Source organism: Candidatus Cloacimonadota bacterium (genome assembly GCA_034722995.1).
In the GTDB taxonomy this organism is placed as follows: Bacteria; Cloacimonadota; Cloacimonadia; order JGIOTU-2; family JGIOTU-2; genus JAGMCF01.
Genome location: JAYEOL010000028.1, coordinates 1 through 15,357, shown reverse-complemented (window position 1 = coordinate 15,357; position 15,357 = coordinate 1). Strand labels below are relative to the sequence as shown.

Genomic DNA, 15,357 nt, shown 5'->3' with positions numbered 1-15,357 from the left:
CCTCTCCTTTTTTTAAGGAGAGGGTTAGGGTGAGGTTAAATTTTCATGTTCCTTTCAGGCTATTCGCCCAGACAGGTCAGGCTCGGCGCCTCTGTCTCGGCTCCCGATACATCGGGAGACGGGCAGACGGGTGTATCCCGATTTGTTTTCGGGACATGTATACTTCATATGTAAATATCTCACCGCAGTCCCCGATTATCCCCGCGGACGCGGGGAGGGAACGCAAAGAACACCCGGATACAGTCATATTTCCTTACAGGGCAGGCAGAGATAAATATAAAATTACGAATTACAAGTACATTGTGCTGATTCTAACACAATTTTTAATGGTGTTTTAATAAACAGTCCGCAAGCTCCGAGACGGAGTCCCGATAAATCGGGTCTGGCGGACTGTTTCTATCACAATTGGTCAGTAAACTAATACTACTTTAGAACTGCAATCGTGACTCCACTGCCACCTTCTTTCTCTGGTGCAGAATAATAGTCAGAGATATGAATATTTGTTCTCAAGTAATTCCAGATTTTCTTTCTCAATTGTCCCGTTCCTTTACCATGCAGGATGCGGATTTTTTGTAAATCAAGTAAGATAGCTTTGTCAATATATTTATCAATCTCAGGTTGTGCTTCGCCAAATGTAAGCCCAATTATATTTAATTCAAAGACAGAATCATGGCTTGTTTCTGTATGGATTAGTACGGATTTATCTGATTTTTTACTTAGATTTTCAGCCTTTTCATCCTTCGGGACCTGATATAAATCTTTAGGACGCGCCTTGTAAACAATTCCATTAGCAATAATTTTTATAGAAGATTTATCCCGTTGGTTATTTAACCTACGGGATTTATCAATTCTCACAATTTTACCTATAATATTCAATGGTTTTATCAAAGCGAGGTCGCCAATCTCAGGATTCGTAAGAGGTATAGATTTTACTTCTGCAAGTTCTTCTTTTTTTTGTTCAATTTTGTTTTTCTCTTCTTTTACTTTTTTTGAAAATTCTTTAACTTTTCTGGGTATAATCTTCTTTTCCCTCTTGAAATTGGCTTTAAGCTTATTTAATTCAACATTAAAATTTTGCTGCAAACCAGTAAGATATTCCTCTGCTTCCTGAACTGTTCTTTGCTTAAGTTGTCTTTCAATTTTTCCCCAATTCTCTTCTTTCTCCTGTAAAGATTTTAAGTTTTGCTCTGCAAGCGCTGTCTTAAGCTCATACTCATTTATTTTCTGAGAAAGTAACAGCCTTTGCTGTTCTGTCCTTTTCAGTAGATAGCTTAGTTGCTGAGTTTTTTGGTCAATAAGTTCATTTGCCCGAGTTACAACTTCTGATGTAAGTTCATATTCCCGAGCGATATCAATCGCATAGCTACTTCCCGGAAAGCCAACATCAAGTTGATAAGTTGGAGAAAGATTCTTCTGGTCAAATCTCATAGAGGCATTCTCACATAAAGGATGTTCAGATGCAAAAATTTTTAACTTATTAAGATGCGTTGTGATAACAACCCTGGATTTTTTTTCAACCAGTTTTTCCAGGATTGCCTGAGCAAGAGCAGAGCCTTCTTCCGGGTCTGTTCCTGAACCAAGCTCATCAATCAAAACCAAACTCCTCTTAGTAGCTTTATTTAGGATGAGTTTTATCTTTGTTATATGGGATGAGAAAGTGCTTATTGAATCTTCAATGGACTGCTCATCATTAATATCTGTAAAAAAATTTTGGAAAATACCTATTTCCGCATTTTCAGCAGGTATCATCAAACCGGAAAGTGCCATAAGCGTAAGCAAGCCAATAGCTTTTAATGTTACAGTCTTCCCACCAGTATTCACACCAGATATAACCAAAGTTCTGAACTCGTTACCCAGATTTAGAGAGAATGGGATAATTTTATCCTTCTCGTTTATGGACGAATAAAGCAAGGGATGGCGAGCGTTTGCGAATCTAAGTGATGGTTCGGAAAGAATTTTTGGAACAGTCGCTCCAATTTCTCTGCAGTATTGAGCAGTCGCATTAAGGAAATCAATCTTTTGAAGTATCTTAAGATTTTGCAGTAGAATTTCTTTTTGTTCCTGGATGTTATGATATAATTCTCTTAGAATCTTTTGTATCTCTGCTCTCTCTTCTTCATCCAGATTTATAAGCGAATTATTCAATTCTACGGCAGATAACGGTTCCAGAAAAACAGAAGCAGCAGTTTGAGAATGTCCGTGCACAATACCTTTCAGTATACTGTTCCCACCTTCCTTAACAGGAATTACATAACGCTGGTCACGAATAGTTACAATTTTGTCCTGGATTACATTCTCATATTGTTTTTGTGTCAGAATGTCTTCTAATTGTGAGTAGATTTTTTTCCTGGTTCCCTTACGCTTTTTTCTAATCCTTGATAGATTTTCACTGGCACTATCCTTGATTTCTCCTTTATGGTTAAAGGTACAATCAAATTGCTTTTCTAACGGCCCCGTGATTACAATATTCTTAACGATATTGAAAAGATAGGGAAAGTTTTGTTCTTTAATAGATTCATTTCTTCGCAGAGCATTGGCTATCTTGATATTGCGATAAAAGGATAGAAATTCTTGAATGGTAAAATACTCTTCTCTTTTTAGCTGAGGGAATAGAGCTTCCGTATCTGCCAATCCATCAAGGTTAAAACTGTTTTTCTGTCCTCGCGAAAGCGTGAATAGAAGTTCAACTGCGTCATAAAGCTCCGAAAGCTTCTTTTCAATTTCAGATTTATTCGTAAGAGGTTGCAGTTGGTCAACTAACTTTTCCCCTAAACTTGAAGTGCAATTATTTTTTATTAACGCTTTGACTTTATTGAATTCTAATTCTTCAAAAGCGTTTTTCATTTATGATGATGTTTTGGGTATCTAATTAAAAACATCCTTTTTCTTTTTCTTGATTTCGTCTAACAATTTTTTGTAAAATTTATTTTCTTTAATCTTTTTATCAATATTGGTTGAGGAGAGAACTTTTGCTGTATTTAAACTTATCCATTTGACAATTTTTGCATCAGTAATTACGCTTTTATTATTATCGCTGATTGGTAACCATTGGACAGAAAAAGAAATTAGAAAAATCAGAATAAACGCTTTTACTCCGCCAAACATCAAACCTAAAATTCTATCCAAAAATCCTAAATGCAGAATATTAACTGTTTTTTTGAGCAAACTAACAAATACATTTAATAGTATTATAACAGCAATAAATACAATAACACCACCAAGAAGATTTACTATTTTATCAGATATGGAAAAAATATTCTTTAAAAGCCCTGCGATAGCAGGTGCAAATCTTACGGAAAAGGCTAATGCAACTATCCAGCCAAATAATCGTAATAAACCTACTAAAAATCCTGCTCTCAATCCTAAGACTGCAAAAAGGATAATTATTGCATAAGCTAATATATTAACTAGTTCCATATTAAATAAAAGGGATTTCCCTTCAGTCTGGGCTCCGAGACCGATTGATACGGTTAGCTACTGCCCGAGTTACCTCCTGAAATACCGATTCTTCTTTATTTTCCTTAATGCCTCTTTCAGTTCTCTTCTTTTTCTATCACTTGGCTTTTCATAATAACGATTTTTTTTAAGATCAGAAAGAATGCCTGACCTTTGAACTTTTCTGTTAAACCGTCGGAATGCATTATCAAAATTTTCACCTTTTCTAATTATTACTTTTGGCACTAAATTTCACCTCATTGCTTTTTTATTAAAAATTATATAACTTAATATTTCTGTCAATTTATTTATGAATTTATGAATCCTTTCCTTGAATTCTTTTCTTATATTTTTATGCCCAAAAAGTTGACAGGATAATAACTATTCAAATCTTTCCGAAAAAAGGTTTTTCGGAAAAGTATAGATTATGAAATTTTTAACCTTTGTTCCTATCTTATTTTTGCTGCCAACTTTTTTGTTCTCTGCATTTCTACAACTTTCACCTTCGGCAAAATTGGCATCAGTCTCTGATATATCAGCACTTGAGCAAAGTCCAGCCTCCATCTTTTATAATCCGGCAGTTTTTAAAAAGCAACTCTCATTAACCTCTTCATATTTCATGCCATTTTCTATTAATGACTTGTCCTATAAAAATTTAGTAGCTGGATATAGTCTCGGAAAATTTAATTTTGCTACAGGATTACAAGAATTAAGCAATGAAATTTACAAAGAACAAACTGGCATTTTAGCAACTAATTTTGAAATCAGCCATAATTTTACTCTGGGATTTGACTATCGTTTCCTCAGAAAAGAAATCTCTACAATGAACAATGAAAATGCTTCCCAGTTTGATGTGGGAATACTGGCAACTGTGAAAAGATTCAGGCTCTTCTCCTCATTTTACAATATAACATTTAGCAAAATAGGAAATGATGATATCCCACAGGAAAGCAGAATAGGGATAACCTACCAAATTTATGATAATCTAAAATCCGGAATATGCTTGGTAAAAGAACTGGGGTATGACTTCTCTTTTGACTTTGGAGTTGTTTATTATCCTTTTAAAACATTAGGAATTCTAAGTGGATTCCATACTGAACCTACTAATAACCAATTCTCTGCTGGATTAGAATTCAAAATTTATAACCTTCTAATAAATTATGGAATAAAAACACATCAATATTTAGAGATAACTCATTACTTCACAATATCATATCAATTGACCAGATGAGAAGATTATTCCTTATTTTTTTCTTAATCCTTTTCTCCCCTCAAATTTATGCTGATGAAGAACAGATGGAGAAACTCTTTTCAACTGAAGAGGAAACATATAAAATAACTGAACTGTATAACTATCTTCAAAATCTAAAGAAAAATAAAATCAGCATAAATGATGCTAAATATCAGGATTTGATAATGCTTCCCTGGCTTTCTCCTGTTCAGATTGAAAATATTATACATTTTAGAAAACAAAAAAATATTACGAACAAGAATCAACTTAAAAAAGCAGGAATTTCGGATGATACTATAGAAGAAATCCTTCCATACATTTCATTTGGAAAATCATCTCCAATCTATTTACAAAACAGAATTAGAGCAGAATATAAATTTGATTCAGAATATAATAGCCCTGCAAAATTCTATCAAAAACATTCCATAAACTGGAAAAATTACAAGCTATATTTTATTTCCCAAAAGGATGAAGGAGAGAAAGATTTCTGGGATTTCTGGAGTGGGAGTTTCTCTGCAAAAAACATTGGTATCTTTGATAAAATAATCATTGGAAATTACAGATTAGCATTTGGTCAGGGAATTCTCTTTGCACCGAAATTAGGATTATCCAAAGGAGGAAATGCTACACATCAACCCATCAAGCATTATTCTGACATAAAATCTTATACAAGCACGAATGAGGTTTATTCTTTATGGGGAAGTTCAATCAAATTAAAGATTGGTAAATTCGGTGTTATCCCTTTTTATTCTGACTATAAATTAGACGCTAATATTCAAGACGGTTGTATTAAAACCATTGACATAACAGGTTTTCATCGTACCGAAAATGAGAAAGAAAAGAAAGATAAAGTAAGAGAAAAAATTTACGGAACTCATTTATATTATGGAAATACAAGTCAGATAGGATTTACTGCACTTCATACAAAATACAACCTGCCATTTTCTGATTCACACTTTAAACAGGAACAAAGTATCTTTGGATTAGATTATAATCTTAAATATTACAATTTCAATTTCTTTGGTGAAGGAGCTACTGCTAATAAGAAAGGTTCATATCTTTTAGGAATTTTTTGGGAAAAGGAGAATTTTGAGAATCTAATAATTTATAGGAATTACGATAAGTACTTTCCTGCGTTTCATGGCAACCCATTTCATACAGGCGGAAATTTTGATAATGAGACAGGAATTTATTACGGGATTTCGTTTCGTCCGCCAGCTCCGAGACGGAGTCCCGACAGAATCGGGTCTGGCGGAACAAAATTAGATGTGTATGTTGATATCTACAAGTTCCCAAAACAGAAATATCGGGAGAATATGCCAACCTATGGTTTTGATAAATTTCTACAATTTGAGAAGAGATGGAGTTCTTCTAAAATGCGTTTTACTTTCCACCAAAAACAGTCTGAAAGATGGAGAACTATCTCTGAAGAAAGTAAAATCTATCAAATTGAAAGAAATACCTTTCGTTTAGATTGGAAACAGGTTATTAATCCAAAAATTGAGCTGAAGCTAAGAGGTGAATACACATTTCACCAATATAAAAATGCTGACAAATATGATTCAGGAATACTGTTTTATCAAGATATAAAATTCCGCTTCTCCCCCAAACTTACGAATTACATTCGTATCTGTCAATACCACACAGAGGATATAATCCTTTATATGTATGAGAATGACCTTGATGGAATTATGCTTAATTCTCAATTCAAAGGCGATGGGATATTCGGATATATCTTATTAAAATACGATTTGGGGAAACATCTTTCTTTACAGATGAAATATGCAGAAAAAATTTGGAAGGAAAAGAAATTAGAAAGTTCTCAGCAGATAAAAATGCAGATTGAGAGTAGATTATGAAACTCGAAACTTGAAACTAGAAACTAGGAAAACAAATACAGGTTAAGCATTCCCAAGCTGGGGCTTGGGAATGAGAGTTTATATTTTTTTTCTTTGTGTCTTTGTGTTCATTCTCCTTCGTCCCGATTTAATCGGGACGAAGGATGAACCTTTGTGGCGAAAGAATTTTAAGGTGAAAAACAAAGTAATGTTAATCATTTTATGAGCTGTCAGGGACCATTCCCTGACATTAAAGATATGTAAGTTCGTCATGGAATGGTCCGTTCTTCGTAGTCCCGATGTAATCGGGACGAAGGATGAATCCATGACGACTCCTCGGAATTCAAAAAGAATATAAAAAACCTCTGTGTTCTCGGTGGTAAAAAAATATGATGAAAAATAAAGTAATGTTAATCATATTGGATGGTTTTGGCTTATCTGATGAAGTAAAAGGCAATGCTATCAAAGCTGCAAAAACTCCTAATATGGATAGACTTTTTGCAACAAAACCCTGGACAAGACTCAAATGTTCTGGAAATGCAGTTGGTCTGCCAGAAGGTCAAATGGGAAATTCTGAGGTGGGACACCTCAACATAGGTGCAGGTAGAATTGTTTATCAAAATATTACCAGAATAAACCTTAGCATAAAGGATGGCTCTTTTTTTAAAAATCCTGAATTGATAAAAACTATCAAGCATTGTATAGATTACAATTCAAACTTACATATTTTCGGCTTGCTTTCGGATGGTTGTGTTCATAGTTCGCTTGACCATCTCTGGGCTATTTTGAAATTAGCAAAAGATAATAACCTAAAGAAAGTATATCTTCATGTTTTTATGGATGGCAGAGATACGCTTCCACACAGTGGAGTTGGTTTCATAAAGCAATTTCAGAAGAAAACAAAAGAAATTGGCATTGGAAAAATTGCCACAATTTCTGGTCGCTATTATGCAATGGATAGAGATAACCGATGGGAAAGAATTGAAAAAGCATACAAAGCAATTGTTTATGGTGAGGGAAATGAAGAAACCAATACTGTTGCAGTTATGAAAAATAGTTATGAAAATGATGTTACAGATGAATTTATCATTCCAACTGTTATTAAAGAAAACGGAAGCCCTGTTGCAACTGTTTCTAACAATGATGCAATTATCTTTTTCAATTTCCGTGCGGATAGAGCTCGCCAACTTACGAATTGCTTTGTCTGTCCTGACTTTGATAAATTTAAAACAAAGAAAATTAATAACCTTCTTTTTACAACAATGACTCAATATGACATAAAATTCAGTAAATATGTAAATGTTGCATTTAAGCCAATTAGACTAACAAATATTTTAGGAGAAATTTTACAAGATAATGGACTCAAGCAACTACGAATTGCAGAGACCGAAAAGTATGCACATGTAACATTCTTTTTTAACAGTGGCGTTGAAAAGCCATTCAAAAATGAGGATAGAATACTTATTCATTCTCCCAAAGTTGCAACTTATGACTTGCAACCAGAGATGAGTGCATATCTTGTAACGGATAGAGTAATCAAGGAAATAAATAGCCAGAAATATGATGTGATAATCCTAAACTTTGCAAACTGTGATATGGTAGGACATACTGGAGTTTTTGAAGCAGCTGTAAAAGCTGTTGAAGTTGTTGATAAATCGGTTGCTAAAGTTGTGGCAGCACTTGAAAGAAATAATTATAATTACCTCATCACCGCTGACCATGGTAATGCAGAGAAAATGCTGGATGAAAATGAAAATGTGTTTACTGCTCATACCACGAATGATGTGCCTATTATATTTGGGTGTAAAAATAAAACAGATTTAAAATTACGAGGTGATGGCAAACTTGCTGATATTGCACCGACAATTTTAAAAATATTAGATATTGATAAGCCAGAGGAAATGACTGGAAAATCGTTAATTAAGAATTGAGAATTAAGAATTAAGAATTAAGAATTAATAATTGAGAATTTCTTTTATATCATGGATTATATAACTTAATAATAGACATAGTCCATTATTTTTGATACCTAAATCTTCTGGTGAATAAGCGTTATTGAAATTTTGCCAACTTTCTAATAATTTATTTTGTTGTTCTTTTGTAAAGTGATTTGGAGGAACATCTATAATATTAAAAAGTTCTGAGAATATTGTTCCTTCTTCTATATAAGTTTTTATATCAAATATAGGGATGTGTTTCCCTGAGTCAATATTTGATATAAGTTTGTAAGTAAAAAAGGTAAATTTTTCAGTAGTCATGATTACTCCTTTAATTTATTTACGTATAATGATAGAGAGCACCTGCCTCTATGAAGCGCCAGCGGAATAGCGGTCAGGTGGAACGATTTGTTATGTGTTTTGTTCATTTTTCTTGTCGTAGGGTGCTGCGTGTTTGCGAAGTGGCCAAAGCATTTGGGTGAGCGTAGTGAATCGCAAACGCGCCGTTAAGTGAAGTTTATGACAGCTCTTATATTGTGTCAGAAAAATCTAATTCTGTCCTACCAATAGAGGAAATGAAAATGGTCTTTCTACTCAATTCTTGAATTGATATCTTCATCTTAGCAAAATCTCTTAGTACTTCTTTTGGAATGAAGGCATTAATTCCCTCTTGTGCCGCAAAAAGTTTATATCTATCCTCCAAAAAATTTGTAGCTTTCCATGCAAAAACTATGTTGAAGCCTATAATCTTGTCCTCCTCAAATAAATTTGGATGTGCAGAAATGATCTTTGACAAAGCGAACAAGTTTCTTGCATATGTACTTGCTGCCCGTTTTTGATAGTTTGTCTGTAAGGTGTTATATACTACATTGTAAAATAAGTAAAATAGTATATAATAAACCCCAGGTTCCTCTTGACGATAAATAACTGCAATCCCGTCTTTGGTAAATCTCACACTAGATGAGCTGGTAGATGTCTGGACTTCTTTTATTATTTCACGGAAATCATTCAGAAATTTTTGTTGGATGCCTCTGCCAAATTCCGTTTGTGGGGTCCATATTATCTGGTTTGGGGATAGTCTGGCTACTTGAGTGGTAGCACACCCAGAAAGTATGACTACAATAGTTAAAAAGCAAAGGCCTTTCGTATATCTCATCTTCTTCCTCCTGAGATTAAAATTGCTTACAATTTCATTTAACATTTGTGTAAAAAGAATTTTATATATCTGCACACATTGGCGGTAGAAACCCAGTTGTGTTTATTCTTTACCTTATACATAACGGAAAAGCTCACCTGCAGAAACGCAAAATGCTGATTCAACTGAAAATTTCAAATCCCGTCTGCGTTTCTGTCAGGGAAGCGAGGGGCAGAAGGTACTCTGTACACTATAGATTACTTTGATTTAAGCTGTTTGAAATTGCTATTAAATTTGCTCATTTCAAAAAAGCCAAAAATCGTTAGAAAAAAGGATTAAGTCGTTTTTCTAACATTTCCTATAAGGTTTTAATACCATCCTTACCGTACTTATTGTTCCTTATTAAGTTTAATAAGCCAAACAATGTCCTTACCACTTCCAGCAACAATATATCCACCATCTGTGGTCTGTCTAATTGACGTACCATATTTATAATCAATAAATAATTTTTCCCATACCATATTCCCATTAGCATCAGTTCTAATAAGCCAAGTATCAGATGAAACATATCCAACTATAACATATCCTCCATCATTAGTTTGCTGAATTTCTGCAACTGTATAATAATCATCAAACCAAGTTTCCCCTTCCCCAAAGAGTTTTTCCCATATTTTATTCCCATTGGGGTCGGTTTTGATAATCCAAGCACCCCCCGAATCTCCAGCAACAATATATCCACCATCTGTAGTCTGTTGAACTGATTTCCCATATGAACTGTAATTAGGTTTAGAAAAGGTTCTTGTCCAAAGTGTATCACCAAAATCATTTGTCTTTATAAGCCTAATACTACAATGACTGCTTCCAACTATTATGTATCCACCATCTGTGGTCTGTTGAATTGACTTTGCGGCACCAGAACTAAAACCTGCTGCCTGATAAGTCCTTTCCCACGCAGCGTCACCATTAAAACCAGTTTTGATAATATACCAATCCCCTCCTGTTTCCCCAGCAACTATATATCCTCCATCCATAGTCCATTGCACTGAATAAGCAATATCATCATATCCATTACCGCCACCAAATGTTTTATTCCACATTTCATTACCAAAAGAATTAGTTCTTATAAGAAAAATATCAGAACGAAAATACGGATATTGACAAACTCTTTTATATCCAGTAAATATATATCCACCATCAGGGGTTTGTTGAACCGAATAAGCATCATCATTACAACCCCCTTCCCCTCCATAAGTTATTTTCCATTGTTCGTAGCCATTTTCATCAGTTTTGATTAGCAAAGCATCACAACTTTCCAATCCAAAATCACAAACACGACCTGTAATAATATAACCACCGTCTTTAGTTTGTTTAACTGAATGAGCGTGATAATCATGAATACCGCTGAATACGCTGAATATTCTTGTCCATTGTATATCAGGTTCGGATATTTCGTTATTTTCTATTTCAGTCGTTTTTGAACAAGAAGTCAACAGTACAGCAAATACTATAAGAATTATAAATATAACTTTTTTCATTTTTCCTCCAAATTCATTAATGCTATCAATATTGTTTTAAATTTTAGGATAATGGAAACTCAAATATAAAAATGTTTAGAATAAAAAGACCAACAGGGAAACCTTTAAAAAATTAGGAATTACGAATGTTTATGATAAATGCCATTAAAAAAAGAAAACGAAAAAAGAGAGAAAATTCGAGTTACTCCTTGATATAATTTATATGATCTCAACAATAGAGATGTTGAAAGATTTATTTTAGATTCATTAGTATATAAGTGCACTGGGAATTTGCCTTATGATTTATTTAAAGATTATGAACGATACAAAAAGCAACAAAACATGAATACTAGATAATACCATAGACCAATTTTCTCTTATTTGTACATATCTGGGATATTTGTTTAATGAGCGTCCAATATTTATTGTTTCTTTTACTGTGTATGTTTTGGGTTCGGAACATAATAAATTTAGCCTGTTTTCATTGGTGTTTCTATCCTTGAGCAAACAGGATATAAGCAGATAAAAAACTATTATTGTTATAATGAGTGCAGGAAAATATAAGAAATATAATATTTCGGGGTGTAATTTTTGTTTTAATGAAATGACAATAGAAAAAGCACTCAATAAAATGCTGTTGATAATAATTATTGTTGACCATATAATAGGATTCAAAGAGATCCTTTTGTTAATGCAAAATTTTATTAATTTGTCATTGTTTGAATCCATTTTTAAACTGCCTTATTTTATTACAACCTAACATATGTTAGACTGCATTGTGCATAATATAACGCACATATTTTGAAATTAACATACTATAAAAAAAATACCTATCTAAGACATTAACTCTTCCGAATGCTTCATAATCCAGTTGCAAAATAGAAGTCTCCCCAAATACTTGTCAAACAATTTTTCTAAAAAACTTGCATAAATTTTCGTAATTAAAAAAGTCTGTTTATCATTATAGTATAAGAAAGTTTATTGATAAAAATGTTTAGAGTAAAAAGGCCAAGAGGGAAACCCTTAAAAAATTAAGAATTACGAATTATTTATCCTCCGAAGCTCCGATTCATCCTTCGTAGTTCATCCTTCGTCCCGATTTATCGGGACTACGCCTGTCCGCCGTAATACTACGGAAGGCGGGGAGAATGGATATAATTGGGACGGAGGACGGATGAAGTCGGAATTGGAAAGGTATAACGGTGGAAATAAGCTGCAAAAAGGCAACATATTTCTTTCCTATAAATTACAAAAAAACTAATATTAACTCAACCAGCCCAAAAATTACAATACTTCTGCGTTTTTGTCCGTCAGCTGGCGGATTGGATTGTTAGGCTGTTTTTAATAAACGAATTTTCTTTATTAATGGTCCTAATATACTATTATTAGAAAGCCTTTCCATCTGAATTTTATTAAATTTGTCGTCGGGGATACCTCTAAACTCTCTTTCAATCTTTTTTTGAATATCCCATTTCATTTGTACACAATCAAATCGCTTATGTTTTTTCATTGTTCAATAACCTCTTTGGGTGAATAAATGTTAATAGGTTTATATCCGTTTAGCAAATTTACCGCTTGATACCCGCTTATTTTATCATAATGTACAATATGTTTGAAATTCCAGCTTATAATAAAATCAACTTCCGCAATGGAAGCAGAAGCTACATGTTCAGCATCTGCTTTACAAGAATTACTAACTACATCAGCTTTCAGGTATTCATCCCTGAGAAAACCAATTTCATCAGAATATTCTAACAGTTCTATTGAACTCGGAGGTAAATCTGCTAAAACTTTCTGAACAAAATCAGGTGCATTGTTAAGTTCACGCAAGGTGGTTGAAGAAACTACGAGAATGAATTTTCCTGCTTTAATATCATTAAAAAAGGCCTTGCTATCTTCGGAAAACTCATCATCAAAACAACCTCCAAAAACAGAAGTATCTGCATAAATTCTAAGCCTTTTCATAATAAAATACTATTAAAAACAGCCTAACATATATCAGACTGAAACAAAGAGCATATAAAACCCTATTTTTGAAGTTACAACACACTATAAAACAAATTCCTATTTAAGACATTAACTTTCCCAAATGCTTCATAATTCAGTTGCAAAAATAGAAGTTTCAAAAAACATTGTCAAACAATTTTTTCTAAAAACCCTGCAAAAATTGTTGCAATTAAAAAAGTCTGTTTATCATTATAGTATAAGAAAGTTTATAGATAAAAATGTTTAGAATAAAAAGACCTGCAGGACGGCCCTCAAGAAAATTAAGAATTACGAATTATGAATTTGGAATTATAAAGGTTAACGGAAAAGTTCATCCTGTTAGATGGTCCGCCAGACCCGATAAATCGGGACAGAGCAAGAGTATCTAACGGGGTAAACCTGCCCTGTGAAATAATTCAAACCTCTCCAATACCCAAAAACTGACAAGTAAGCAAACTTACATTATAAAAGCGGAAAAAAGCCTTTATTTCACTGGGGCAAGTGGAACGATTGTTAGGCGTTTTTTATACATCTTATATGTTTAATTCTGATATTAATCGCTTTAAATCCTTATCTGATATTGTTTCAAATTCTGATTTATCGTACACAGAAAGTAAATAAACAGAAGATCTTTCAGTATTTCTTGTTATTAAATTTACAATTAAATAAGTGATGACTCTCGCTCCCCCTCGCTTTCCTTTCTCTTTACTTTTAATTGCTAATCTAATTTTATAACAGTCTTTACCAATTGGTGTTCCTATCTTAGGATTTAATAATAGTTCTGTTTCAAGTTCAGCAAGTTCTTTTTTCAAAGAAGGATACTTTTTTATTAATCTCTTTGCTTCTTTCCTGAAGTTATTAGAAGTAATTACTTTAACATTCATTTAGAAACTCATTCAAACTTATTTCTTCAACATTTCCATTTTCTATCTGCTTTATCTCCTGAAATGCATCTCTTATACCTCTTTTTAATTTTGAGTATTGTCTGAAATATTTATAAGCTTCAATAAATTTAGTCCATTCCTTAAATGGAATTTGAACAGCAGTTTTAGTCCCTTTATTATCTGTTAAGTATTGAATATGCAAGTTCATATTATTTCCTCTTTTTTCTTATACTTTAATTTTTTTATTATGATATTATTATTTTTATGTCAAGCATTTTAGTTTATTTGGATTAATATTTATAAAATTTACTCAAGTTTTTATTGACTGAAAATGCCTAACGGATATTAGACTAAACAAACAACATATAAAACCCTATTTTTGAAGTTAGCACACGCTATAAAACAAATTCCTATCTATTAAGTTAACTTTTCCAAATGCTTCATAATTAACTAACAAAACTAAAGTTTCAAAAAAATACTTGTTAAATATTTTCTAAAAAACTTGCAAAATTTTTCGTAATTAAAAAAGTCTGTTTATTATTACAGTATAAGAAAGTTTATAGATAAAAATGTTTAGAATAAAAAGACCTGCAGGACAGCCTTCAAGAAAATTAAGAATTCCAAGACCAATATGGATTTTGCTTATTCTGGCTTCAATCTTTGGAATATTAGTCACAAGATATTGTCATACACAATTAAATAAATACTTAGAAGTTAAAAATATTGAAATTGAAAGCTTATCTCCAGCTTTGGCACAAGTATATTTTGAAATTGAGAATAAAGCAGATTTTTTCATTAAAAGAAAAGTTATCGTTAGGCTTTATTCGGGAAGCCTTGAACTCGGTTCAAAAATGATAACTGCAAAGTTAAATAGAAATCACACAACCGGATTTGTTGTTACGATAAATTTCGTTAAGTTATTAAAAGACGAGGAAACCATAGATGAGATTTCTGTAAGATTTTATGACTAAATCAAGTTTCAGATGAGGAAATTCTTTTTCATATCTTTTAAGCAATGCCCAATTTTTGTAACCTAAGAGTGTCAACCAAAGAATTATCTTTACATTTTTCTAAAGCTTCATTAATATTTATACGAATTATTCTCTTTTTCTTTGGATGCAATTTCAAATAAAAAGGGACACGAAAATCAACTCCAAATTCAATGGTATCAAAACCAAAATCCTGAAACCTCTCAATAAACATAGAAATTTCCATTAAGTTCTGCCTTATGATAGTCATATGCCCGTAGATGCGTAAATTTGTTTTCAAATCATCTCGTGCATAATTCAATCTTTGAAGATTCCTTAGAACTATGTTCCATCTGGAACCCCGATTGATAAATTCGTGAGTTTCTTTTGTTGCAGCATTAAGAGAAATATTTATAAAATCAGAGTGCA

At 32.7% G+C, this 15,357-nt stretch carries 15 protein-coding genes; 4 read left to right on the top strand and 11 right to left on the bottom strand.

Annotation, left to right across the window (positions count from 1 at the left end):
- Window positions 1-423 precede the first annotated feature (423 nt).
- The 3 genes from U9R23_03890 to rpsU all read right to left on the bottom strand — a co-directional run bounded on the left by U9R23_03890 (window position 424) and on the right by rpsU (window position 3,681).
- Window positions 424-2,844, bottom strand: coding sequence for an endonuclease MutS2 (locus tag U9R23_03890; GenBank protein ID MEA3475570.1), 2,421 nt, complete (start codon window positions 2,842-2,844; stop codon window positions 424-426).
- A gap of 21 nt (window positions 2,845-2,865) precedes the next feature.
- On the bottom strand, window positions 2,866-3,417 hold the full coding sequence (locus U9R23_03885; protein ID MEA3475569.1) for a CvpA family protein: 552 nt from the start codon (window positions 3,415-3,417) through the stop codon (window positions 2,866-2,868).
- 69 nt (window positions 3,418-3,486) lie between these two features.
- Window positions 3,487-3,681, bottom strand: coding sequence for a 30S ribosomal protein S21 (rpsU, locus tag U9R23_03880; protein MEA3475568.1), 195 nt, complete (start codon window positions 3,679-3,681; stop codon window positions 3,487-3,489).
- Between the two features lie 181 nt (window positions 3,682-3,862).
- Between rpsU and U9R23_03875 the strand changes: the two genes are divergently transcribed.
- The 3 genes from U9R23_03875 (at window position 3,863) to gpmI (ending at window position 8,435) form a co-directional block, all read left to right on the top strand.
- Window positions 3,863-4,666 carry a hypothetical protein gene (locus U9R23_03875; GenBank protein ID MEA3475567.1) on the top strand — a complete coding sequence of 268 codons (804 nt, stop codon included), beginning with the start codon at window positions 3,863-3,865 and terminating at the stop codon, window positions 4,664-4,666.
- Window positions 4,663-6,525, top strand: a complete 1,863-nt coding sequence (locus U9R23_03870; protein MEA3475566.1) for a helix-hairpin-helix domain-containing protein — start codon at window positions 4,663-4,665, stop codon at window positions 6,523-6,525. The genes U9R23_03875 and U9R23_03870 overlap by 4 nt, the downstream gene beginning before the upstream one ends.
- A 368-nt stretch (window positions 6,526-6,893) precedes the next feature.
- A complete protein-coding gene (gene gpmI, locus U9R23_03865; GenBank protein ID MEA3475565.1) occupies window positions 6,894-8,435 on the top strand; it encodes a 2,3-bisphosphoglycerate-independent phosphoglycerate mutase in 1,542 nt (513 codons plus the stop codon).
- 24 nt (window positions 8,436-8,459) lie between these two features.
- Here the strand turns inward: gpmI and U9R23_03860 are convergent, their stop codons facing one another.
- The 7 genes from U9R23_03860 to U9R23_03830 all read right to left on the bottom strand — a co-directional run bounded on the left by U9R23_03860 (window position 8,460) and on the right by U9R23_03830 (window position 14,168).
- Window positions 8,460-8,762 carry a hypothetical protein gene (locus U9R23_03860; GenBank protein MEA3475564.1) on the bottom strand — a complete coding sequence of 101 codons (303 nt, stop codon included), beginning with the start codon at window positions 8,760-8,762 and terminating at the stop codon, window positions 8,460-8,462.
- Between the two features lie 208 nt (window positions 8,763-8,970).
- Entirely contained in the window at window positions 8,971-9,597 is a 627-nt protein-coding gene (locus tag U9R23_03855) for a hypothetical protein (GenBank protein MEA3475563.1), read from the bottom strand.
- A gap of 368 nt (window positions 9,598-9,965) precedes the next feature.
- The gene (locus U9R23_03850) at window positions 9,966-11,111 is read right to left on the bottom strand and encodes a hypothetical protein (protein ID MEA3475562.1); all 1,146 of its coding nucleotides are present in this window, start codon (window positions 11,109-11,111) and stop codon (window positions 9,966-9,968) included.
- 1,309 nt (window positions 11,112-12,420) lie between these two features.
- Window positions 12,421-12,600, bottom strand: a complete 180-nt coding sequence (locus U9R23_03845; protein MEA3475561.1) for a hypothetical protein — start codon at window positions 12,598-12,600, stop codon at window positions 12,421-12,423.
- Window positions 12,597-13,055: a PIN domain protein gene (locus U9R23_03840; protein ID MEA3475560.1), complete on the bottom strand. Its 459-nt coding sequence runs from the start codon at window positions 13,053-13,055 to the stop codon at window positions 12,597-12,599. The genes U9R23_03845 and U9R23_03840 overlap by 4 nt, the downstream gene beginning before the upstream one ends.
- Before the next feature lie 554 nt (window positions 13,056-13,609).
- Window positions 13,610-13,960, bottom strand: coding sequence for a hypothetical protein (locus U9R23_03835; GenBank protein MEA3475559.1), 351 nt, complete (start codon window positions 13,958-13,960; stop codon window positions 13,610-13,612).
- Window positions 13,950-14,168, bottom strand: a complete 219-nt coding sequence (locus U9R23_03830) for a hypothetical protein (GenBank protein ID MEA3475558.1) — start codon at window positions 14,166-14,168, stop codon at window positions 13,950-13,952. The genes U9R23_03835 and U9R23_03830 overlap by 11 nt, the downstream gene beginning before the upstream one ends.
- Window positions 14,169-14,529: 361 nt before the next feature.
- Between U9R23_03830 and U9R23_03825 the strand changes: the two genes are divergently transcribed.
- Window positions 14,530-14,931, top strand: a complete 402-nt coding sequence (locus tag U9R23_03825; GenBank protein ID MEA3475557.1) for a hypothetical protein — start codon at window positions 14,530-14,532, stop codon at window positions 14,929-14,931.
- 37 nt (window positions 14,932-14,968) lie between these two features.
- Here the strand turns inward: U9R23_03825 and U9R23_03820 are convergent.
- On the bottom strand, window positions 14,969-15,357 hold a 389-nt coding region (locus U9R23_03820), incomplete at its 5' end, for a radical SAM protein (GenBank protein MEA3475556.1).

What these genes read in the sequence shown, in the direction of transcription:
- U9R23_03860 (MEA3475564.1), bottom strand. Translation starts at nt 8,762, where the DNA reads ATGACTACTGAAAAATTTACCTTTTTTACTTACAAACTTATATCAAAT.
- U9R23_03825 (MEA3475557.1), top strand. Translation starts at nt 14,530, where the DNA reads ATGTTTAGAATAAAAAGACCTGCAGGACAGCCTTCAAGAAAATTAAGA.
- U9R23_03835 (MEA3475559.1), bottom strand. Translation starts at nt 13,960, where the DNA reads ATGAATGTTAAAGTAATTACTTCTAATAACTTCAGGAAAGAAGCAAAG.
- U9R23_03855 (MEA3475563.1), bottom strand. Translation starts at nt 9,597, where the DNA reads ATGAGATATACGAAAGGCCTTTGCTTTTTAACTATTGTAGTCATACTT.
- gpmI (MEA3475565.1), top strand. Translation starts at nt 6,894, where the DNA reads ATGATGAAAAATAAAGTAATGTTAATCATATTGGATGGTTTTGGCTTA.
- U9R23_03845 (MEA3475561.1), bottom strand. Translation starts at nt 12,600, where the DNA reads ATGAAAAAACATAAGCGATTTGATTGTGTACAAATGAAATGGGATATT.
- U9R23_03830 (MEA3475558.1), bottom strand. Translation starts at nt 14,168, where the DNA reads ATGAACTTGCATATTCAATACTTAACAGATAATAAAGGGACTAAAACT.
- U9R23_03890 (MEA3475570.1), bottom strand. Translation starts at nt 2,844, where the DNA reads ATGAAAAACGCTTTTGAAGAATTAGAATTCAATAAAGTCAAAGCGTTA.
- U9R23_03875 (MEA3475567.1), top strand. Translation starts at nt 3,863, where the DNA reads ATGAAATTTTTAACCTTTGTTCCTATCTTATTTTTGCTGCCAACTTTT.
- U9R23_03850 (MEA3475562.1), bottom strand. Translation starts at nt 11,111, where the DNA reads ATGAAAAAAGTTATATTTATAATTCTTATAGTATTTGCTGTACTGTTG.
- U9R23_03840 (MEA3475560.1), bottom strand. Translation starts at nt 13,055, where the DNA reads ATGAAAAGGCTTAGAATTTATGCAGATACTTCTGTTTTTGGAGGTTGT.
- U9R23_03870 (MEA3475566.1), top strand. Translation starts at nt 4,663, where the DNA reads ATGAGAAGATTATTCCTTATTTTTTTCTTAATCCTTTTCTCCCCTCAA.
- U9R23_03885 (MEA3475569.1), bottom strand. Translation starts at nt 3,417, where the DNA reads ATGGAACTAGTTAATATATTAGCTTATGCAATAATTATCCTTTTTGCA.